Below are 22,814 nucleotides of genomic sequence, written 5' to 3' on the forward strand. Positions count from 1 at the left end.
TTCAATATAAAAACAACAACTTGATTAAAATAACCCGCATAGGGGGAACGCATAATGATTAAAAGAGCGCTCTTTGTTCCAAACAAAATAATGCTCGGCTTAGCGGCCACAGTTGCTGTAACAAGTGCAAATGTTTCAGCTGCAAGTTTCCAAGTCGGTGATTTTGACATCACATTCGATTCAACCTTTTCATACGGCCAAAGTATTCGTGTAGAAGATCGCGACTTCCAGTATATTGGTAAAAGTAACCACCCAAGGTTTGATTGGTCTGGTTACAATGCAGGTCTTGGTAATACAAAGTATGGCTCTGCTCAAGTTTGGGCTCAGCCAGGCGCTTATTCAAATAATGGCGACGCTGGTAACCTGAACTTTGATTCTGGTGACACTTTTTCTCAATTAATTAAAGGTACTCACGATTTCAGTATCTCTAAAGATAACTGGGGTATTTTCTCGCGCTTTATGTATTTTAAAGATTTTGCGATGGAAGATGGTGATTTTGCCTATACCAACCCAGTATCAGGTAAAAAAGTAGATCCTTGTGCTGATAAACAAACTAAAGAGCAGGTATGCTCTGACGTGCGTTTATTAGATGCTTTCATTTGGGCTGACTTTGATTTAAATGATGGTCAAAATCCACTTTCTGTTCGACTAGGTCAACAAGTTGTAAACTGGGGTGAAAGCACACTAATCTCTCACGGTATCAATGTAAACCCTGTCGATATTGACCGTTTAAGAGCGCCAGGTTCTGAATTAAAAGAAGCGTTTATTCCTGTCGGTATGTTCTGGGCGTCTTTAGGTATTACTGAAAATGTAACCTTAGAAGGTTTCTATCAGTACCAGTGGCATGAGACCCGTTTGCCTGCATCGGGTAGTTATTTCTCTACAAACGATTTTGCATCTGAAAACGGTTATATGCAAAACGTACAGTTAGGTTTTACGTCAAACCCTGATATTGATTTACACCATTTAACTGAGTCACTTAACAGCCTTTATGCTGATGCAACAGCGGCTTTAATTGCTCAAGGCGTAGAGCCAACTCCTGAATTAGTTGGTCAAACTGCAGCGTCAATGTATATGGCTTACCCAACGAAAGTTGCGCTTAAAGGTAAGGGATTAAACGGTAAGAGTGAACCTAAAGACGCAGGCCAGTATGGTATTCGTCTTGGTATGTTTGCACCTGAGTTAAATGATACAGAATTTGCGCTGTACTACATTAACTATCATAGCCGCCGTCCGCTTATCTCTGGTAAAGCATCAAACTTTGAAGCTGATGTTATTGCACAGGACTTAGCATATATTGCTGCAAACCCAATTGATGAGAATAATGTAACTAATTTAAATGCTTTCACTCAAGCGACTATTACTTACCCTGAAGATATCAAGCTTTATGGTTTAAGCTTTAATACAGCCATTGGTGAAACTGCTTTCTCAGGTGAGTTTTCTTATCGTCAAGACGAGCCTCTGCAGATTGACGACGTAGAGTTACTTTACGCTGGTATGGCTGAACAGCTAGCTTACTCGGGTCTTCGTGAAGATTTCAGCAGTCTGTCTCAGTTAAGTGCAAGAGATGAAGTGAGCTACGTTAAGCCAGGCGAAGTTGCACAAGGTTACATTCTAAAAGACTCTATGCAAGTTCAGTTTACTGCAACGCATTTATTCGGTCCTTCTTTAGGTGCTGATAGCTGGGCTGTAGTTGGTGAAGTTGGTGCTGTAACGATTAAAGACATGCCTAGCTACGACGAGCTTCGCCTGAATGTTGCAGGCACGGGCCGCAGTGGCACGATTGAAGGCTATGGTCCTTTGATTGAGAAGGGAGCTAGGTATGACCTTCTTCATATGGCACTCTCGAATGGGCCAGAAACAAACCCATTCCCAACAGCGTCTTCTTGGGGTTATCGTTTAATAGCGAAGGGTGATTACAATAACCTTTTTGCTGGCGTTAACTTCTCTCCTCGTATTGTGTTCTCACATGATGTAAATGGTACGACGCCAGATCCTATGTATCTATTTGTCGAAGACAGAAAGTCTTTGGGTATGACAATGAACTTCACTTACCAGAATGCTTGGTCATTTGACTTTAGCTACAACACATTCTGGGGTGGCGGTGCAACAAATACCTTTGCAGACCGTGATTTTGTCTCTTTCAATATTAAGTATTCAATTTAAGGGCTTGTTATATGTTTAAAAAACCAAGCATGATCGCAGCAACAATAATAACAATGATGGCTGCTCCATTCGCTCTTGCAGATATGACTGCTGAGCAAGTAGCTAGATTAGGTACGGATTTAACGCCAATTGGTGCAGAAAAAGCGGGCAACGCTGATGGTTCAATTCCGGCATGGACTGGCGGTATTACTAAGCCACCTGCAGGTTTTGAGCCGGGCATGCACCACATTGACCCATATGCAGACGATAAAGTTATTTTAACTATCGACAAGAGTAACCTTGATAAGCATAAAGACTTATTGAGTCCGGGCCAAATTGCACTATTCGAAACGTATCCTGATACCTTCAAAATGAACATTTACCCAACTCGTCGAAGTGCTGCATATCCTCAGTTTGTTTATGACGCAACTAAGAAATATGCACAAACTGCAGAGCTGATTGAAGGTGGTAATGGTATTAAAAATACGGCTATCGGTATTCCATTCCCTGTACCTGCAAATGGTCTAGAAGCAATTTGGAACCACTTACTACGTTACCGTGGTCTATCAATCGCGCGTTTTGGTGGTCAAGCAATGCCTACGGCGTCAGGTTCGTATAACATTATTGGCTTTGATGAAAAGCTACTTGTTAAATATTCTGATCCAGCGGCAACGCCTGAAGCACTTCAAGAGTCGAATGTATTATTCAAGTTCAAGCAAAAAGTAACAGAACCTGCACGACTTGCCGGTACTGCACTTCTTGTACATGAAACAATGGACCAAATCTTAACACCTCGTCAAGCGTGGACCTATAACACGGGTCAACGTCGTGTTCGTCGTGCGCCAAATGTAGCTTATGATGCACCAGGAACAGCGTCAGATAGTCTTCGTACAACCGATGATTTTGATATGTTCAACGGTTCACCAAATCGTTACGAGTGGACTTTAAAAGGCAAAAAAGAAATGTACATTCCTTACAACAGCTATAAGCTTCACAGCGATAAGCTAAAGTATGATGACATTCTTCATGCCGGCCATATCAATCCTGAGCATGTACGTTATGAGAAGCACCGTGTGTGGGTTGTTGAAGCAAATCTTAAAGAAGGTACACGCCATATTTATAAGAAGCGTGTATTCTACATTGATGAAGATAGCTGGCAGATCCATGTAACGGATATTTACGATAACCGTGATCAAATGTATCGCGTTGCGATGGCACATGGTTTGAACTATTACGATGTACCTACGCATTGGAGTACATTAGATGTTTACCATGACTTAAACTCTCGCCGTTACCTAGCTATTGGTCTTGATAACGAAGAGTCTATGTATGACTTCACACAGTCATTCAACGACAATGAGTTTACGCAAAGTGCACTTCGTCGCGAAGGTAAGCGTTAATCTTCAAATAGAAATAAAAAGTGGCTGTCACCCAGCCACTTTATTCAACTTTCAAGACAAGTTTCTTTGTCTTCGACAACAGATGTTCGAGTATTCAGCATGAAATTTAATCAGTACGCGTTTTGCTTAATGGCGGCTTTTTCTTCTTATGAAGCATTATCAGCGCCAGCCACTTCACTTCAAGTTGCAAAACCACATACAACACTATTTGCAGACGTTGATAGCACAGATAATCAAGTCGTTGCAGTTGGCAAGTTTGGCACTATTGTGACTTCAAATGATGGACAGAGTTGGCAACAAGCTGAAGTGCCAGTTCAATCGCTTTTAACCGCTGTCACGATAAAATCTGATAAAGCAGCATGGGCATGTGGTCATGATGCAACCATAGTACATAGTTCAGATAATGGTAAAACTTGGCAATTACAACAGCACTTACCTGGACAAGGCAAGCCATGCTTAGATATTGAATTCATCGATGAGAATACGGGTTTTGCTATTGGTGCCTATGGCATGTTTTATAAGACTGATAATGGTGGCCAAACTTGGCAATCACAATTCATCAGTGATTTTGTGCACCCTGATGACAAAGAATATCTTGAAGAACTAAAGCAGGATGATCCTGAAGCCTATCAAGATGAAATTAAGTTTATTCTGCCGCATTTTAATCGTTTGCTAATACAAGATAACGTTTTTTATCTTGTGGGAGAAATGGGCTTAGTGGGTAAAAGTGAAGACAAAGGCATCTCCTGGCAAAAGTTTGAAGAGTTTTACCCTGGTTCTTTTTTTAGTGTGAACGAAACACCAGATGGACATATTCTGGTTGCAGGACTAAGAGGAAATGCCTTCATTAAGTCACAAAGTGATATTGGTTTCACTGAAATCGACATTGCGAAAACGGCAACAATTAATTCAATTTTGCCATTTAAAGATTCATCTTTACTTTTAGCAAACTCGGGGTTGATCCACGCTTTTAATGGTCACCAGGTTACTAGTGAACAACTGCCTTCAGGTCATGCAATTTTGTCAGCCACCATATTTAATAACAAAGTAATTATGGCAACAGAAAAAGGGCTAATTACTTGGGGAGATAGCAAGTAATGCAAGCTATATTGAATAAACTCGAATATGTCGTATTTCGTCACAGACTCTTTATGGTTTTGGCGTTTATATTCGCCACTATTTTTCTTGGTTACAAAGCAACACATATTCAACTAGACGCCGCGTTTACGAAGAATATTCCTCTGCAGCATGACTACATGAAAGTGTATCTTAAACATGAAAAGCAGTTCGGTGGTGCTAACAGTATTTTAATTTCAGTGTGTGATGCAAATGGCGACATTTTCAACGAACCATTTTTTTCTACACTGAAATCAGTACACGACCAACTTTATTTTATTCCTGGTGTAAATAGACCGTTGGTTAATTCAATCTTTTCACCGAGCGCACGCTTTGTGGAAGTTGTAGAAGATGGCTTCGCCGGTGGACCTATTATTCCTGCTAATTTTGCACCAACAGAAAATGGTTTAGCAGTCGTAAAGCAAAACATTGAAAAAGCTAATGTAGTAGGGCGCATGATTGCCAGTGACTACAGTTGTGCCATGGTAACAGCGCAATTACTAGAGACTGATCCGCAAACGCAGGAGAAGTTAGATACTTTGGCGTTTGCTAAAAAGCTAGAGGATGAAATTCGCAAGCCACTAGAGAATGATAATGTGAGTATTCATATTATTGGTTTTGCTAAAATGGCTGGTGATATCGCAGATGGTGCGAAAGGGGTCGTTTTATTTTTCGTTATAGCTATCGTCTTCACCTTTATCATGGTGTGGTTGTTTTGCAAGAGTTTTAAACTAACGCTTTTACCTATTTTATGTTCGTTGATTGCCGTTATTTGGCAAATGGGCTTACTGGCTACTTTAGGGTTTGGTTTAGATCCTATGTCAATCCTGGTGCCATTCTTAGTGTTTGCAATTGGTGTGAGCCATGGCGTGCAAATGATCAATGCCATTGGTAAGAAAGTATCTGAAGGGGTATCGAGTAAAGTTGCAGCGCAAGCAAGTTTTAAAGCGCTACTTATTCCGGGTGGTATCGCATTATTATCAGATACAGTAGGCTTCTTAACGTTATTAGCAATTGATATCGGCATTATTCGTGAGCTTGCTATCACAGCGAGTTTAGGTGTTGCTGTTATTATTTTTACTAATCTACTGTTATTACCTGTACTTGCTTCTTATTTTAACTCTTCAAAGATCCACCGTGTTGATGATGGTGATACATCATCGCATAAGTTATTCACTGCGATGCGTGAAAGTTTAGTTGCAGCGACAGACCCTAAAAAAGCCAAAATAATCATCTTTATCTCTGTTGTGTTATTTGCCTTTGGTTATTGGCAATCAAATAACATGAAGATTGGTGATCTACATGCCGGTGCCCCAGCGCTTCATGAAACAGCAAGATACAACCAAGATACCTTCCTGATTAATGATAGATACACCATATCGTCAGATATCTTAAAGGTACTAGTAGAAGCGTACCCTGCAGCCTGTACTGAGTTTGATACTATGGAACGAGTTAGTCGTTTCCAATGGAGAATCGAGAACTTAGAAGGTGTGCAATCTGCAGTGTCTTTAAGCTCTGTTGCGCAATCAGTGAATGCAGGTTACAACGAAGGCAATTTGAAGTGGCAAACACTTCCACGTAATAGTGCTTCTTTAGTTCAGGCAACTTCTCGTGTTGAAACGAGCACGGGTTTACTTAATGGCGATTGCTCAGTGATGCCAATTGTTATCTTTATGGAAGATCACAAAGCTGAAACCATTGACCATGTCGTTGCTAAAATCAAAGAGTTTGCATCAATAGAGAATACAGACAAAGTACAATTCAAGTTAGCTTCGGGCCCGATAGGGGTAATGGCTGCGACCAATGAGTCGGTAGCTGAAGCACAAATTCCGATGATGATCTATGTATATGGTGCTGTCATCATTCTATGCTTATTAAGCTTTAGAAGTGTTAAAGCGACGATTGCAGTCGTCCTACCTCTCTACATTGTATCTACTTTGGCGCAAGCACTGATGGTGAAGCTGGAAATTGGTTTAACTGTATCAACATTACCAGTTATAGCGCTCGGTGTGGGCATTGGTGTTGACTATGGTATCTATATCCTTTCATCGATGATGACTCAGCTTAAGCAAAATGTGCCTTTATCTATTGCCTATAGTAATGCTCTGGCTGAACGAGGCAGTGCTGTACTATTCACTGGTATTACGCTAGCAATAGGTGTGAGTACTTGGATATTCTCTGCACTTAAATTTCAAGTTGATATGGGGATTCTGCTCACCTTCATGTTTTTAGTGAATATGTTGGGTGCAGTCCTGTTATTGCCTGCTATAGGGACGCTTCTCTGGCCTGACCAGAAAAAAAATTGTGAATAAATGTGCTGTAAAATGGCAAGGATTGCCTATTTATATCTATTATTTGTGAATAGATGAGCAAATGGCTGAAAAGCTTGAAATGTTTTCGTCGAAAAAGCTGTTTATTAGCGTCAGAAAGGTTAGAATTTACCTGACTCCACGCTAATAAATGGCTGTACAAATAATCTACCGTTCAAGGTGGTATAGATTAAGGAACACATATGACACAAAATGAAGGTCCAGCATCTGTTATTTTAGATAATGTATGTAAGTTGATCCAAAAGAAAGTTCATGCAGACAATGTGTCACTCGTTGAAACTTTTGCCAAAGCCTTGTACAGCAATATGTCTAAAGAGGATCTGGCAAAACGTAACGACAGTGACCTATACGGTGCAGCACTGAGCCTTTGGAATTCACTTGAAAAAAATACGTCTGATGAAGCCGTAATTAGAGTGTTTAACCCAGAGGTATCAAAAGATGGTTGGCAATCGTCTCATACGATTGTTGAAATCATCGCAAACGACATGCCGTTCTTAGTTGATTCAGTGCGTATGGCAATGAATCGTCTGAACATCGTCTCTCATCTTCTTCTTCACAGTCCGTTGAAAATCAAACGTGACGAAAACAGCCAAATCTCTGCAATTTCAAACTTAAAAGCCGAGCAAGAATCAAATTCTACTAAAACTGTTTTCTTTATCGAAATTGATCGTCAAACAGATACTCAAGCAATTGAAACTTTGACAAGTGAATTACAGTCAGTTCTAAAAGACGTTTCGCTTGCAGTAGCAGACTGGTTGCCAATCAGAGACAAACTAGTTTCTGTGACAAATGAGCTGCCTTCTCGTAACTTTGGCTGTTCTGAAGCTGAAGTAAAGGAAGCCGCTGAATTTTTAGAATGGCTTGTAAAAGATAACTTTACGTTTATGGGCTACCGCCAGTATGACTTGAACCCAGTGCAAGGGGACTACGAGTTAAAACCGGTTTCAGGTACTTCTTTGGGTCTTATGAAGAATACGTCTGATGAAAACAGCCGTTTACTTTCTGAGTTACCAGAAGTCGCCCGTAAAGAAGCACGTAGCAATAACTTATTAATTCTTACAAAAACAAATTCGTTATCGCGTGTTCACAGACCAGCTTATGTTGACTACGTTGGTATCAAACGTTTTGATGATAAAGGTAATGTAGTTGGTGAAGACCGCTTCATTGGTTTATTCTCTTCAAGCTTTTACAACAACAGCGCAGCAGATGTGCCAATCTTAAAAAGCAAGATTAATCACATCATGGAAGCATGTGACTTTGCAAAAGGCACGCACGCATACAAAGCGGTATTGAACATCCTTGAAACTTATCCTCGAGATGAATTAGTTCAAGCGCGTGAAGCTGAGCTTTTAGAAGTTGCAACCGGTGTTTTACAGGTTCAAGAGCGCAACATGTGCCGTCTATTCATCCGTAAAGATGTTTATGGCCGTTTCTTCTCTTGTATGGTGTATGTACCTCGAGAGAGATATAACACAGCGCTTCGTCGTGAAACTCAGCAACTCCTTGCCCGTTCATTTAATTCAACGGATAAAGTTGAATTTACCACTTTCTTCTCAGAATCTACGTTAGCGCGTACACATTATATTGTGCGTGTAGCTGACAACAATATTGAATATAACGTGAAAGATATCGAAAATAATTTAGTTGAAGCGGCCCGCACTTGGGAAGATAAGCTTCAAGCAGCGCTTTTAGAAAGCAATGGCGAGTCTCGTGGTAATGAGCTAAACCGTAAATATAGCAATGCGTTCCCATCGGCATATAAAGATCAAGTTTTACCTTCAGCTGCGGTTGTCGATATCGAAAAGCTTGAAACGCTAGATGAAGAGAACAAGCTCGAAATGCTGTTCTATCGTCCTCAAGAAGAAGCAAACTCTAACATTGTTCGTTTAAGCTTATTCCACAAAGATGAGCCTATTCACTTGTCAGATGTAATGCCGATGCTTGAAAACTTTGGTTTACGTGTTATTGGTGAAACACCTTATGCAGTGAAAACCAGCGATGGTCAAGTAAACTGGATCATGGATTTCTCTATGCTACTTGATAGCAAAGGAATTTCTGATTTCAATCAAGTTTCAGCGCGTTTCCGTGCAGCACTAACAAATGTTTGGAACAACCGTTTGGAAAATGATGGTTTTAACCGTCTAGTGCTTATGGGTGGCTTAAAAGGTCGCGAAGCGTCAATTCTTCGTGCATACGCTAAGTATATGCGTCAAATCGGTGTGACTTTCTCTCAGTCATATATCGAAAATACTTTTGAGCATTATCCTCAGATCGCAAGCAAGATTGTTGAGCTATTCACCAAAAAATTCTCTCCTGCAAAACCTGCAGCGCAGAAGACCTTAGACAAGCTAGTTGCAATTATTCATGAAGACTTAGAACATGTGGCAAACCTGGATGATGACCGTATCATTCGCTTATATGTTGATATGATCAATGCAACACTTCGTACAAACTTCTTCCAGAAAGAAGCTGATGGTACGAACAAATCGTATGTATCATTTAAAGTCCAGCCAAGTGCTATCCCTGAAATGCCATTACCGCTGCCAGCGTTTGAAATCTTCGTATACTCGCCTCGTGTAGAAGGTGTTCACTTACGAGGTGGTAAAGTTGCTCGTGGAGGCCTACGTTGGTCTGACCGCCGTGAAGATTTCCGTACTGAAGTACTGGGTCTTGTAAAAGCACAACAAGTTAAAAACACGGTTATCGTCCCTGTTGGTTCAAAAGGTGGCTTCGTTTGTAAGCAGCTTCCTACAGAAAGAGAGGCTTTCTTTAAAGAAGGTCAAGAATGTTACAAGCTATTTATCCGTGGTCTATTAGACATCACTGATAACATCATTCATGGTGACATTGTGCCACCTGTTGATGTTGTTCGACACGATGAAGACGACCCTTACTTAGTTGTTGCAGCTGATAAAGGCACGGCAACATTCTCAGATATCGCAAATGGTATTGCTGAAGAGTACAATTTCTGGTTAGGCGATGCGTTTGCTTCAGGTGGTTCTATTGGTTATGACCACAAGAAGATGGGTATCACAGCCAAAGGTGCTTGGGAATCAGTTAAACGTCATTTCAGAGAAATGGGTATCGATTGTCAAACAACTGATTTTACAGCGGTCGCTATTGGTGATATGGCAGGTGACGTATTTGGTAACGGTATGCTTCTATCTAAGCATATTCGTTTACAAGCTGCATTTAACCACATGCATATTTTCATCGACCCGAACCCAGTTGCGGCAAGCTCTTACCTAGAGCGCGAGAGATTATTTGCACTACCTCGTTCAAGTTGGGAAGACTACGACAAGTCATTAATTTCTGAAGGCGGTGGTATATTCTCTCGTGCTGCTAAATCAATTACGCTGACACCTGAAATTAAGAAAATGCTAGGCACTAAAAAAGCCAGCATGACACCAAACGAATTGATCAAAGCATTATTAATGATGCCTTCAGATCTCCTATGGAATGGTGGTATTGGTACTTACATTAAAGCTAAATCTGAAACAGATGCTGATGTTGGTGACCGCGCGAATGATGCTCTGCGTATTAATGGTTCTGAGCTAGGTGCAAAAATGTTTGGCGAAGGTGGTAACTTAGGTGCGACGCAATTAGGTCGTATTGAGTTTGCTGCTAAAGGTGGCCGTATCAATACTGATTTCATCGATAATGTAGGTGGTGTTGCGTGTTCAGATAATGAAGTAAATATCAAAATCTTGCTAAATGGTTTAGTGGCAGAAGGCGACTTAACTAAGAAGCAACGTGATGAATTACTTTATGCAATGACAGATGAAGTGTCTGAGCTTGTATTGGCTGACTGTTACCGTCAAACTCACACGCTTTCTATCACTAAGTCTAAGGGGCCAGCGACGCTTAAAGAGAAGATCCGCTTTATTCATGCTTTAGAAAAAGATGGCAAGTTAGACAGAGCAATCGAGTTCCTTCCGACAGATGAAGAGTTAGCAGAACGTGCAGCTGCAGGTCAAGACTTAACGCGTCCTGAGCTTTCTGTTCTTGTTTCTTACTCTAAAATGGTACTAAAAGAGTCTTTAGTAACAGATGAAGTTTCTGAAAACCCTTATTACCGCCAGTTATTGGTGAATTCTTTTCCTGTTCCGCTTCGTGACAAATTCAATGCGGCAATGGATAACCATCCACTACGCAAAGAAATTATTGCGACTAAACTTGCGAATAATATTGTTAATGACATGGGTCTTAACTTTATGGTTCGTATGCATGAAGAAACAGGTGCGTCAGACAGCGAGATTGCACTTTGCTACTCAATTGCAAGTGCGATTTTTGAAATGACAGGCACTTGGAACGACATTGCTGATTTAGATAACCAAATCTCGGCAGATGTTCAAACTGAAATGCTATATCAACTTCGTCGTACGGTTCGTCGTGCAACGCGTTGGTTCTTGCGTCACCGTAACAAGGCTATGACTATTGAACAAACAATTGCGTTCTTTGCACCGACATTTAAAGATGTAAGTGCAAATCTAAGTGATTACTTAGTTGCTGACGAAGCTGAATCTATTGCTAAAAATGCAGATAAGTTGATTGAACAAGGCGTTCCTTCTGAAATTGCGACACGAATTGTCTCTCTATCTAGCTTGTTCTCAGTAATGGACTTAGCTGAAGTTGCAGACAACTCGTCTAAAGCAATTGATATGGTATCTAATACTTACTTCAAGTTAGGTGCGAAAATGGGTCTGCATTGGTTCTTAGACCAAATTACAGCTCAGCCAGTGACAAACCACTGGCAAGCACTAGCACGTGCCTCATATCGTGAAGAGCTAGACTGGCAACAGCGTTCATTGTCTGAAGTTGTACTTAACAGCCTAGAGACTGAAACAGCAGATGTTAATGAACTTGTAGAGTCTTGGATGGATACTCAATCTGTGTTGCTAACACGTTGGCAGCATATGCTTCAAGAGTTTAAGACGTCACAGAGTCATGACTTTGCTAAGATTTCAGTTGCGCTACGTGAATTAATGTTACTTAGCCACAACTGTGACACTTCCAAATAATTTATAAACCGCTAAAATACCTCAGCCTTGCTGGGGTATTTTTTTGCCCAGATTTTTTAACGATTACTAAGGAGTTTTCATGTTTTATGAACTAGCGCGTCGCTATATGTTCGGTCGAGATGCCGAGTGGGCCCATGATTTTGCATTGGGTAACCTTCGTCGTTTTGCCAATACACCGCTCAGTATGGCTTGGTCGCAATCTGTTGCAGATAAACCTGTAAACTTTCTTGGTATAGATTTCAAAAACCCAGTCGGTCTCGCTGCCGGATTAGACAAAAATGCTGAATGTATCGATGCATTTGGCCAAATGGGTTTTGGCTTTATTGAAGTAGGCACAGTAACACCACGTCCTCAAGCTGGTAATGATAAACCACGAATTTTCAGGCTACCTGAAGCACATGCTGTTATTAACCGCATGGGTTTCAATAACAAAGGTGTTGATAATTTAGTAAACAATGTAAAAGCTTCAAAATACACCGGTGTTTTAGGTATCAACATTGGTAAAAACAAAGACACGCCAAACGAAAAGGGTAAAGATGATTACATTCACTGCATGCGAAAAGTATTTGAACATGCTTCATACATCACTGTGAATATTTCATCACCAAACACCCCAGGGCTTCGAGATCTACAATATGGCGATGCTCTGGATGACTTACTACAAAGCCTGAAAAATGAACAAGTGGATTTAATCGCAAAACATGATAAGTCGGTACCAATGCTTGTGAAGATTGCACCAGATGTTGATGCTGTGCAAGTTCAACAAATTGCCGAGTCTCTTATGAAGAATCGTATTGACGGTGTGATTGCGACAAACACAACTCTTGAGCGTGAAGCGGTTAAGGGTTTACAGTACGCTGATGAAATGGGTGGATTGTCTGGTCGTCCAGTTCGCGAAAAATCGACCTTTGTTGTTAACGAATTGAAAAGGATCACTGAAGGCAAACTTCCGATCATTGGTGTAGGTGGGATCGACTCAGCAGATTCTGCGAAAGAAAAACTGAATGCGGGTGCTGATTTAGTCCAGGTATATACAGGGTTTATCTACGAAGGACCGCAATTGGTTAAGCGTATTGTTGACGCTTTATAATGATCAGTTATATAACTAAACGATCCTTTTAAATTTGTTCTTATAAACATTTTTAACATTCGTTATTTTTCGCTATACTCCTGTCTCTATCTAGATATGGCTAGTAGGCAGGAGATTTCACAGTGCAAGCTTCTAAAGAATGGCAGTGGTTACGTTGCAATGAACGCAACCGTCTTCTCATTGACTTAGGCGATGAGCTTCAACTTTGCACACCCTACAAGCTACACCAACTCACAGGCGATTCTTTATCTAATCCGAACTTTTGTATCGATGATGCAGAATTCTACCAAAACGTATACTTCTATTTGCAAAACTTTAAGGTCTGGACTGACGCCCAGTGTTGTCAAATAGCTTTGAATGCCACAGCTGCTAAGTTTCATTTAAAACCCATGCTGGCAAAAAGTTGGTTTTTTAGCGAATACACAGGAAATGCTGATAGAACGGAAGCCATCATTGCACTTACTTCATCTGAGCAAACCGGTGAATTTTTCATCGTTGAGTGTGACTCTGAGAGTTCTTTGTGTATTAGTTTAAACGCTGAGTTCAAACTAGATGAGCATCTTACTTTAGAGCCATTTCAAGCAATACGAGTATTGAATAATCGTATTCACCCTCTAATGTTAACTGACAAAATTACTAAAAGAGCTTAACTCAACAACGCAAGCTACAAACAACCTGTGATATACTTTCAACCATTAAAGTATATAGGGTTAAAACATTGCAATTTATCGCACTTACTTCCATTGGTATTGAAAATTTATTAGTAGATGAAATCAAAGAGCAAGGCTTAGAAGTTATCAAACAGTCTGTTGGTTCGGTAAAGTTTGAGGCGGATAATAGCCAAGCACAACGATTTTGTTTAGTCACACGTTTTGCAACACGTGTCATGCTGCTTCTAGAAGAAAATGCTGAGATAAACACCAAAGAAGATTTATATAAATTTGCACGTTTCCAGCCTTGGCAAGAATTCTTTGGCCCAAAACAAACATTTGCGATTGAATTCAATGGTACAAACCAAGCTTTAAAAAATACGCAATTCTCAGGCTTAGTGATTAAAGATGCTGTCGTAGATTATTTTAATGACTTGTTCGAGCAACGTCCGAACGTAGACAAAGCCGAACCAAGTATTCGTATTGTGGCCAAATTAAATAAAAGCCATTGTATGCTTTATCTTGATTATTCAGGCCCACGCTTATCAGATAGAGGCTATAGAACTCGTCAGGGTAAAGCGCCCATTCGTGAAAACTTAGCAGCAGCACTGGTTAAGCGAAGTGGCTGGTTGAATGATATAAGCCAACCTCTATTTGACCCATGTTGTGGCTCGGGCACTTTACTCATTGAAGCTGTGGGTATGGCAAACAATGTGCCTGCAAATATTAATCGCAAGTTTGCATTCCAAAACTTACCTAGCTTCAGACCCGCAAAATTTGATGAAATCAAACAGGCTTTAAAAAGTGAAGTAACAGAAAACAACCTATGGATCATGGGGTCAGATTTTGATGAGCGAGTGATCAATGTTGCACAGCAAAATGCGCGCAGAGCAGGTGTTGAAAACATTATCGATTTTAGTGTTAAAGATGCAAATAAATTGTCTCAAATTGCTAAACGTTCTGGGGTTGTGTTAAGTAACTTACCTTATGGTGAGCGTTTAGGTGCGATGGCAGAACTTATAAACCTATACAGAAATATGGGTCTAGGGTTTAAAAAGTACTTCCAAAATTGGCAACTGGCACTTTTAGGCACTGACGAAAGTTTATTTAAATTACTCAAGTTAGCTAAATCTAAAACCTATAAGTTTAAAAATGGTCCACTTGATGTTGCACTCTATCTTTACGATGTGAACGAAAAACAGGTAAGTCAAAGCCAAGAGAAAACAGGACTTAACTTTGAAGGTTCTTCAGCTTTTGGAAACCGTTTAAAGAAAAATAAAAACGCGCTTAAGTCTTGGATTAAAAAAGAGGGCATTAATGCGTATCGTTTATATGATGCTGACATTCCTGAATACAATGTCGCTGTTGATATTTATAACGATTCTGCGGTTATCTTTGAATATGCAGCACCGAAAGAAATTGACGATACCGTTGCTCAAAAGCGTCTACAAGATGTCATCACCTTAACGTCTGAACAACTTAAAATTCCAGCTGAGAATATTGCAGTTAAGGTTCGTAAAAAGCAAAAAGGCGATGCGCAATATAACAGTTTTGATAAGCAAAATCGAGTTGATGTTGTTGAAGAATTTGGTGCAAAATTTAAAGTAAACTTGTTCGACTATTTAGATACGGGTTTATTCTTAGATCACCGTCTAGCACGTCGTTATATCCAGCAAAATGCAAAGGGTCAACGTGTATTGAACTTATTCTCTTACACTGGCAGTGCATCTGTTCATGCTGCAGTGGGTGGTGCGAAGTCGGTTACAACCGTCGACATGTCAAAAACATATTTAAAGTGGGCTGAAGAAAACTTTGCTTTAAACCACCTCAAAAACCCTCGCTTTAGATTCGAGCAAGCAGATTGCTTAAAATGGCTAGAACACGCTCAAGGTCAATATGATTTGATCTTTTTAGATCCACCAACCTTCTCAAACTCAAAGCGTATGAAAGCAGAATTTGATGTACAACGAGACCATATCAAATTGATGGAGTGGGTAAAGAAAATCTTAAGTCCAAAGGGTACCTTATTGTTTTCTAATAATAAACGTGGATTCAAAATGGATGAGGTTGCATTGATGGGCCTAGGATTGAAAGCGGTGAATATCTCCGACAAGACACTCTCACCTGACTTCAAACGCAATAAACAGATCCATAATAGTTGGTTGATAACCCATGGATAAGTTTACCCTTTATCACACCGAGGGCTGCCATTTATGTGAGCAAGCCCTTGCGTTACTGAATGCTCAGTTACAATCTGAGCAAATAATTCTAAGAGATATTGTCGAAGAGCCAGAATTGGTAGAGAAGTATCAGTACACCATTCCTGTCGTGGCAAATAACAACAATCAAGAGCTAGGTTGGCCATTCGACGAGCAAAAATTAAAAGAGTTTATAAATTAAGATGGATTTAATCAGAATTGCAAAAGCGCAGTTAGCTTTTGGTACACACCCACTATTAGATAATGCTGATGCGGTGATTGAAGCCGGTGAACGCGTTTGTATTGTTGGACGTAACGGCGCAGGTAAATCAACTTTACTCAAAGTACTAGACGGGCAAGTTCAACTCGACGATGGTGAAATCAACCAAGTTGGTGATTTAAAGGTATCACGATTAGAGCAAGATCCGCCTAAAGGTGCTGAAGGCTCAGTGTTTGATTATGTAGCGAATGGCATTCCAGACATCGCTAATTTACTCATTGAGTATCATCATGTCAGCGAGCAAATGCAATCAGACTACTCTGAGTCTGTACTAAATAAATTTGAGAAATTGTCTTCTCGTATTGAAGCACAAGATGGTTGGCGCTTCGAAAGCCGTATTAAGTTGGTTTTAGCACAGCTAGAACTGACTCCTGATATGCGTTTAGAGAAGCTATCAGGTGGCTGGTTAAGAAAAGTAGCCCTAGCAAAAGCACTAGTGAGTGAACCTGATTTGTTGCTACTTGATGAGCCAACGAACCACTTAGATATGAACAGTGTTATTTGGCTTGAACAGTTTTTAAAAGATTTTAAAGGCGGCATTGTATTTATTTCGCACGATAGGGCGTTTATCCGCAGTATTGCAACACGTATTCTAGATTTAGATCGCGGTAAGTTAATTTCTTATCCAGGTAACTACGAAAAATACCTTGAGCAAAAAGCGCATGACTTGAAAGTAGAAGAAGCGCAAAATGCCTTATTTGATAAAAAGTTAGCCGAAGAAGAGGCCTGGATCAGACAAGGTATTAAAGCACGTCGTACTCGTAATGAAGGTCGTGTAAGAGCGTTAAAAGCACTGCGTGTAGAGCGAAAGCAGCGAGTAGAGCAAGTTGGTAAAGCTGACTTCAATATCGAAACTGCAGAACGCTCTGGCAAGCTTGTTTTTGAAGCTAAACACTTAAAACATGCATTTAAAGACAAGCCTATTGTCAATGATTTCTCTACTCTTGTTATGCGTGGAGATAGAGTCGGTTTAATTGGGCCAAATGGTGTTGGTAAAACAACCTTGCTTAAATTGTTATTCGGTCAACTTGAAGCCGTGTCAGGTAGTGTAAAGCAAGGCGTAAACCTTGAAGTTGCTTATTTTGATCAATATCGAGAAAAGTTAGACGAAGAGGCAACGGTGCAAGACAATGTTGCTGAAGGTAAGCAGGAAGTCATGATGGGCGGTCGTAGCCGACACGTGTTGGGTTATCTACAAGACTTCTTATTTCCGCCAGCCAGAGCAAGAACACCCGTTAAGGCATTGTCAGGCGGTGAGAAAAACCGTTTGTTATTGGCCAAGCTTTTCTTGAAACCCTCCAATGTGCTTGTGCTAGATGAACCGACTAATGACTTGGATATTGAAACACTTGAGTTGTTAGAAGATATTATTAACCAATATCAAGGCACGATCCTAATTGTAAGTCACGACCGAGAGTTCATTGATAACACTTGTAATAGTGTCTGGGCGTTTTCAGGTGACGGTGAAGTAATTGATATTATTGGTGGTTACACAGACTATCAGGTCTATAAAGCAGAACTTGATGAAAAAAGAAAGCAATTGGAAAAGCAGCAAGTTTCACAAGCTGTAAAAGAAGTAAAAAAAGATAAAACAAGTAACAAAAGCAGTAAGCTAAGTTACAAATTAAAACTTGAATTAGAACAACTGCCTAGTAAAGTAGAAGCCCTTGAACTTGCGCTTGAAGAACATCAAGCTTTGGTAAATGATCCAGAGTTTTTCAAACAACCTCAACAAGAAACGCAAGCGGCATTGAACCAATTGGCAAATCTAGAGTCTGAGCTTGAAACTGCTTATGTCCGCTGGGAAGAGTTAGAAGAATTACAGAATCAGTAGTAAGGATTAAAATGAAAAAAACAATTTTAGCAGCAAGCATGTTGTCTGTACTAAGTAGTACAGCAATAGCTGCTACTTACCAGTTAACTGAATTACCAAGATATGAAAATGGCAAAAATACATTTGTTTCAGATGTAAATGAGTCTGGGGATATCATAGGTGCCGCAACACAATTATTTAATTATGCTATCGATGTGTCGTATTTAAACTTCGATGATTCAGATTTAAAGACAGCCTATGATAGGTATGTCGATGCGCTTTCTGACATAAACAAAGAAGCCACCTTTACGTTAGAAGATGTAAAAAATGGTATTTCTACTACAAATGCGGATGCTAACGCATTTATGCTCGGATTTTTGGCTGGTAAAAGCAGCGATGCTGAATACCAAAAACTCAATGATCGTATTGGGTTAACAATTACTGCTAACTCTGCAGATGAACTCGTTATTTTTGATACTCAAGCAACCTATGCTGATTCACTAACACGTTCAGTAACTAACTTCCCGACTGCAATTACTAACGACGGTGTCATTGTCGCTTGGGGTTCTGCACCATACAGACCGGAAGTTTTCAAAAAAGAAGGCGAAGACGATAAAACCGTTTTTGTCAGAGATTGGTCTTCTCGTGGAATAGTTATTTCGCCTAGTGGTAAAAAGGTAACGCTTGAACCTGAAATTGATACTTATGGTGGTTCTTCATTAGTTACAGATATTGTTCAATTAGATTCTGGTAATTACATTGCAGTTGGTAGCAGTAGTATATCTATCCCAGAAAATAGTCAAGAAAGATATAATGAACAATGTGACGGGATTGATGAACTGGTACAAGTCTGTTCATGGGATCTGCAAAGGGGAAGTTTTTATAACACTGAAGCTTATCAATGGGAATTAGATAATAATTTAAATGTGGTAAGTACTGCAAAATTAGGTTTGGGTTTAGTTCGTAAAGAAGATGAAAAAAGTGCCTTCAGTAGTTTAGCGCTTGCTACGAATAAAAATGGGATATCGGTAGGATATTCAGTTGTAAGAAATACTGATGATGACAGGCTTTATTCTTATGAGCAGGCTGGTTACTTTAAAGATGGCCAGTTTATTCGAATCCATCCTCACGAAAACTATATTCAAGGTGGTAAAGCCATTGACATCAATAACAATAATATTGTTATTGGTAATTACTATGAACAGGGTAGAAGCATTGGTGGTGGTGTTATAGTAAGAAAAAAAGTTGGCTTCTACTATGATATTAACTCCGATACTTACGAAGAAATTCCAGCATTCTTTAATGGCTCAAAAGCGACGTTAAGAGATATTAATGACAAAGGGCAAATCATTGGTCAAGGTGAGGTCGAAAAGAACACCTCAGTGCCAAAATATGAAGCATTTTTATATGAAATTGGTTCAGACAAAGTTACAAACATCAATGATTTCCTGCCTTGTAGAGCTGAAGACGGTACTGCGTTTCCTTACACAATTGCAGAAGCAACAAAAATCACTGAATCCGGTCATATATACGCAAATGCAACAAAAACTGTAGAGCGTCGTGACAGCTTAGGTCAAGTAATGAAGGATTCAGAAGGTAACATTGAGAAAGAAACTGTTGCTGTTCCCGTCCTTTTAACGCCTATCGCAGGTGGCACAATCGAAGAGTGTACACCTCCTGAAGCTGAGCAATATGAAAGACAATCAGCAAGCTTTGGATTCCTCTCTATCTTTGCACTTCCTTTATTGTGGTTAAGAAGACGAAAAGCATAAAATTTGCCTCAAGACATAAAAAAAGCCCGTAAGGGCTTTTTTTATGTCTATAGTTTATATAGTTATTGGCCTCTAGAATTCCAAGCCTTGTTGACTGAATGTCGCCATAACCAATCAATGCCGAAATAACCAATGAGTGCTGCGATGGATGCACAGATGAGAGAGCCAACCATGAATGCAGGGCCAATTGTTGATAAGCTTTCCACAAGCCACTCCCAACTTGCTTCAAAGTGGAAAGGTTGTGTCTCTTGGCCTAATGCAAATACACCTACTCTGTAAGAGCAGTAAAAAATAGGCGGCATAGTTAAAGGGTTTGTTAACCAAACTAATGCAACAGATAAAGGTAAGTTGACCCTAAAAGGAATTGCACAAGCTGCTGCTAATACCATTTGAAAAGGAACAGGGATGAAAGCGAAAAATAAGCCTACAGAAAAAGCGCCCCGTGCAGAGCGGCGATTGAGATGCCAAAGGTTAGCATCGTGGAGTAAACTGCCAAAAATCTTCAAAGATTTCTGCTGTTTGACCTTATTGTGATCAGGTAAAAATTTTTGGATCGTTTTTTTTGGCATAACAAGCAACCATATACTTCAATGTTGATGTGCTGGGGATTTCTGTACGGCTGTGTTCAAGCGGTATTTTACTTTCACACTTGGCAGTTTTACAGCTCACTGATATTCCTCATCGTAATGAGTTGCTATTTTAAGCCCATTTTGAATCTATTGTTAGGGTTTATTTTTGCTATTTTTGTCGTAGGCATACAATCTGAACTTTTTTATAGCTATGAACCGGATAAAAGGGTACTGAATGAAGTGAGTGAGTTAAAGGGTATTGTCACAGAGGCGATTGCACCTCACAAAAACTCACTCGTAGAAGTAAAATTAATCGCAATAAATAATCAAAAAATCCCCTTTTACAAATCAGTTAAAGCGCAATTAGCAATACAACCAGATTTTGTAAATTTAGCCCAAGGAGACGAAATCACAGCGAAGGTTAAGCTAAAAGTTTTTAGAACTCGGAAAAATAATCATAGCTTTAATTCAGAATTATATGCTTTTAGACAACAAATTTACTTTAAAGGAACAATCGAAGCACTTGAAGGGCGAACTTCAGCAGAAAAAACTATAAGGCAAATTTATCGAGATAAGCTCTGGACGGTATTTGAGAAGAAAAAATTAAACTGGCTCTTATATGGGTTAAGTACAGGTGATAAATCAAAAACACCCGAAGAAACAAAAGATCATGTCATTAAACTAGGCATTGGGCATATCCTGGCAATTTCGGGGTTACATGTCGGGATCCTTGTTTTCATTTGTTTTTATCTAGTTAAGGGCGCAGCTTGGGTGACATTAAGTGTGTTGCCGGTTAGTTATCAGCGCCTAAACCTTAATAAACTCTATATTTCTTTAAGTTTATTAATATCATTTCAATATATTTATCTTTGTAGTTTTCCCGTCTCAGCAATCAGAGCCTGGCTAATGGTGGCCATATTCTCGTATATATTCCTTACAGGGCGAGCAGTAAAAGTAGCTCAAATGTTAAGTTATGCACTGGTATTAGTGTTACTGTTAAACCCCTTTTCTTTGCTTGATCCAGGTTTATATTTATCCTTTATCGGTTACTCAACCGTTGTATGGGTTTTGAGTAAAACCAAAGCCCATAGCTTTTTTTCAAATTCTATAATTAGGTTGTTTTTAATTCAGTTTGCTTTGTTAATTAGCTTAGCGCCACTCAGCATTTACTATTTCAATGGGGTGAGTATTGTTGGCTTGCTTGTTAACCTATGCGTCATCCCATTATTAAGTACGGTTATTTTTCCTTACATTATCTTATGTTTATTAGTAAACGGTGTATCTAGCAACATAGATTTTATGTTTGTTGATTATTTATTGTCAGCAGGATTAGATATGACAAAGCATTACCTTCTCGACTTCGCATGGCTGAAATGGTCACAGTTATCACTTGAAACTGTGGTGCTATTTTATCTGATTGTGATGCTGTTGCTAATCAAACACTTCAGAGTATTTTCACTTGTACCAGCATTTTCAATGGTATCTAGTTATGCCATTTCAAAACCATTATGGCAGGTTGATGTGATGGATGTGGGTCATGGTACATCAGTACTTATAGCGTCTGATAACCAAGTATTATTGTATGATCTAGGAGCCAAATACTTTAACTTTTATTCACTGTTTGAACATGTCACTTTACCTGAAATAAAGGCGCGTGGATTAGAGTTAAGGCACACCATTATTAGCCACGACGATAAAGACCACAGTGGCGGCCTTGAGGAGCTTTATGCGTTTGATAATTTTGCTTCATTAAGGACATTTCATAACGGAGAACCGCTAAATTTCTGTCATATTAAGAATATAAAAATGAAAAATATAAGTATTCAGACTATTTGGCCTATTGAAAACATGAACTCTGATAACAACAATTCATGTGTAGCTAAAGTGACAGGCCCTAGTGGAAGTATTTTATTAACAGGTGACATTGAATTTGAAGCAGAAAAGCGACTCGTTGAACAGTATGGGCAAATATTAAGGTCAGATATCTTACTTGTACCACATCATGGTAGTAAAACCTCTTCAAGTGCTGAACTTTTAGAAGCTGTAAAGCCTGAGATAGGCTTAATTTCAAGAAATTATTTCTCTCCTTGGCATTTACCCCATAAAACGGTTAAAGAACGCTACTCTTCGCAAAATATAAAATTAATTGACACCGCACTTTCTGGTCAAATCACTATTAATTTCTTTGATGATTATTATGAAGTAGAACAGGCAAGAGAAAAAACTAACTTTTGGGTAAAGCATAGATATAGATTTTGACTGAGTGTTTAAATGCAGCTTTAGTTTTAAAGTAAAATGAAACATTAACATAAATGTTCACCATTCGTTGTAACTTTACCCATCTGATTTAACAACTAAAGCGAGTGTAATAACTAGTTTTTTATATAGAGCTGAGGTTATTTTAAGTAGAGCATTTAGTTTTATGCATTT

At 39.4% G+C, this 22,814-nt stretch carries 13 protein-coding genes; 12 read left to right on the forward strand and 1 reads right to left on the reverse strand.

Features of this window, described 5'->3' with window-relative positions; genetic code table 11:
- Nucleotides 1–54: 54 nt before the first annotated feature.
- The 11 genes from ABMY35_RS12580 (at nt 55) to ABMY35_RS12630 (ending at nt 19,815) form a co-directional block, all read left to right on the forward strand.
- A complete protein-coding gene (locus ABMY35_RS12580; RefSeq protein ID WP_349286511.1) occupies nt 55–2,166 on the forward strand; it encodes a DUF1302 domain-containing protein in 2,112 nt (703 codons plus the stop codon).
- 11 nt (nt 2,167–2,177) lie between these two features.
- The gene (locus tag ABMY35_RS12585) at nt 2,178–3,545 is read left to right on the forward strand and encodes a DUF1329 domain-containing protein (RefSeq protein WP_349286512.1); all 1,368 of its coding nucleotides are present in this window, start codon (nt 2,178–2,180) and stop codon (nt 3,543–3,545) included.
- Nucleotides 3,546–3,644: 99 nt separating this feature from the next.
- Entirely contained in the window at nt 3,645–4,643 is a 999-nt protein-coding gene (locus tag ABMY35_RS12590) for a YCF48-related protein (protein ID WP_349286513.1), read from the forward strand.
- Nucleotides 4,643–6,973 carry an MMPL family transporter gene (locus ABMY35_RS12595; protein WP_349286514.1) on the forward strand — a complete coding sequence of 777 codons (2,331 nt, stop codon included), beginning with the start codon at nt 4,643–4,645 and terminating at the stop codon, nt 6,971–6,973. The genes ABMY35_RS12590 and ABMY35_RS12595 overlap by 1 nt, the downstream gene beginning before the upstream one ends.
- Before the next feature lie 200 nt (nt 6,974–7,173).
- On the forward strand, nt 7,174–12,012 hold the full coding sequence (locus ABMY35_RS12600) for an NAD-glutamate dehydrogenase (RefSeq protein WP_349286515.1): 4,839 nt from the start codon (nt 7,174–7,176) through the stop codon (nt 12,010–12,012).
- Nucleotides 12,013–12,091: 79 nt separating this feature from the next.
- Nucleotides 12,092–13,102 (forward strand): quinone-dependent dihydroorotate dehydrogenase, encoded by a 1,011-nt coding sequence (gene pyrD, locus ABMY35_RS12605; protein ID WP_349286516.1) that lies wholly within the window; start codon nt 12,092–12,094, stop codon nt 13,100–13,102.
- 122 nt (nt 13,103–13,224) lie between these two features.
- Entirely contained in the window at nt 13,225–13,752 is a 528-nt protein-coding gene (locus ABMY35_RS12610; RefSeq protein ID WP_349286517.1) for a cell division protein ZapC domain-containing protein, read from the forward strand.
- A gap of 68 nt (nt 13,753–13,820) precedes the next feature.
- Nucleotides 13,821–15,932, forward strand: coding sequence for a bifunctional 23S rRNA (guanine(2069)-N(7))-methyltransferase RlmK/23S rRNA (guanine(2445)-N(2))-methyltransferase RlmL (rlmKL, locus tag ABMY35_RS12615; RefSeq protein WP_349286518.1), 2,112 nt, complete (start codon nt 13,821–13,823; stop codon nt 15,930–15,932).
- Nucleotides 15,925–16,152, forward strand: coding sequence for a glutaredoxin family protein (locus ABMY35_RS12620; RefSeq protein WP_349286519.1), 228 nt, complete (start codon nt 15,925–15,927; stop codon nt 16,150–16,152). The genes rlmKL and ABMY35_RS12620 overlap by 8 nt, the downstream gene beginning before the upstream one ends.
- A gap of 1 nt (nt 16,153) precedes the next feature.
- Nucleotides 16,154–18,064 carry an ABC transporter ATP-binding protein gene (locus tag ABMY35_RS12625; protein WP_349286520.1) on the forward strand — a complete coding sequence of 637 codons (1,911 nt, stop codon included), beginning with the start codon at nt 16,154–16,156 and terminating at the stop codon, nt 18,062–18,064.
- Between the two features lie 11 nt (nt 18,065–18,075).
- On the forward strand, nt 18,076–19,815 hold the full coding sequence (locus ABMY35_RS12630) for a DUF3466 family protein (protein WP_349286521.1): 1,740 nt from the start codon (nt 18,076–18,078) through the stop codon (nt 19,813–19,815).
- Between the two features lie 62 nt (nt 19,816–19,877).
- Here ABMY35_RS12630 and ABMY35_RS12635 read toward each other — a convergent pair whose 3' ends face one another.
- Complete coding sequence (locus ABMY35_RS12635; RefSeq protein ID WP_138478583.1) at nt 19,878–20,384, reverse strand: DUF2062 domain-containing protein; 507 nt, start codon at nt 20,382–20,384, stop codon at nt 19,878–19,880.
- Nucleotides 20,385–20,411: 27 nt separating this feature from the next.
- Between ABMY35_RS12635 and ABMY35_RS12640 the strand changes: the two genes are divergently transcribed.
- A complete protein-coding gene (locus ABMY35_RS12640) occupies nt 20,412–22,643 on the forward strand; it encodes a DNA internalization-related competence protein ComEC/Rec2 (RefSeq protein ID WP_349286687.1) in 2,232 nt (743 codons plus the stop codon).
- Nucleotides 22,644–22,814: the final 171 nt, after the last annotated feature.

This window comes from Pseudoalteromonas sp. BZB3, assembly GCF_040104455.1.
Classification (GTDB): Bacteria; Pseudomonadota; Gammaproteobacteria; order Enterobacterales; family Alteromonadaceae; genus Pseudoalteromonas.

What these genes read in the sequence shown, in the direction of transcription:
- pyrD (WP_349286516.1), top strand. Translation starts at nt 12,092, where the DNA reads ATGTTTTATGAACTAGCGCGTCGCTATATGTTCGGTCGAGATGCCGAG.
- ABMY35_RS12590 (WP_349286513.1), top strand. Translation starts at nt 3,645, where the DNA reads ATGAAATTTAATCAGTACGCGTTTTGCTTAATGGCGGCTTTTTCTTCT.
- ABMY35_RS12635 (WP_138478583.1), bottom strand. Translation starts at nt 20,384, where the DNA reads ATGCCAAAAAAAACGATCCAAAAATTTTTACCTGATCACAATAAGGTC.
- ABMY35_RS12600 (WP_349286515.1), top strand. Translation starts at nt 7,174, where the DNA reads ATGACACAAAATGAAGGTCCAGCATCTGTTATTTTAGATAATGTATGT.
- ABMY35_RS12630 (WP_349286521.1), top strand. Translation starts at nt 18,076, where the DNA reads ATGAAAAAAACAATTTTAGCAGCAAGCATGTTGTCTGTACTAAGTAGT.
- ABMY35_RS12640 (WP_349286687.1), top strand. Translation starts at nt 20,412, where the DNA reads ATGTGCTGGGGATTTCTGTACGGCTGTGTTCAAGCGGTATTTTACTTT.
- ABMY35_RS12620 (WP_349286519.1), top strand. Translation starts at nt 15,925, where the DNA reads ATGGATAAGTTTACCCTTTATCACACCGAGGGCTGCCATTTATGTGAG.
- ABMY35_RS12585 (WP_349286512.1), top strand. Translation starts at nt 2,178, where the DNA reads ATGTTTAAAAAACCAAGCATGATCGCAGCAACAATAATAACAATGATG.
- ABMY35_RS12595 (WP_349286514.1), top strand. Translation starts at nt 4,643, where the DNA reads ATGCAAGCTATATTGAATAAACTCGAATATGTCGTATTTCGTCACAGA.
- ABMY35_RS12580 (WP_349286511.1), top strand. Translation starts at nt 55, where the DNA reads ATGATTAAAAGAGCGCTCTTTGTTCCAAACAAAATAATGCTCGGCTTA.
- ABMY35_RS12625 (WP_349286520.1), top strand. Translation starts at nt 16,154, where the DNA reads ATGGATTTAATCAGAATTGCAAAAGCGCAGTTAGCTTTTGGTACACAC.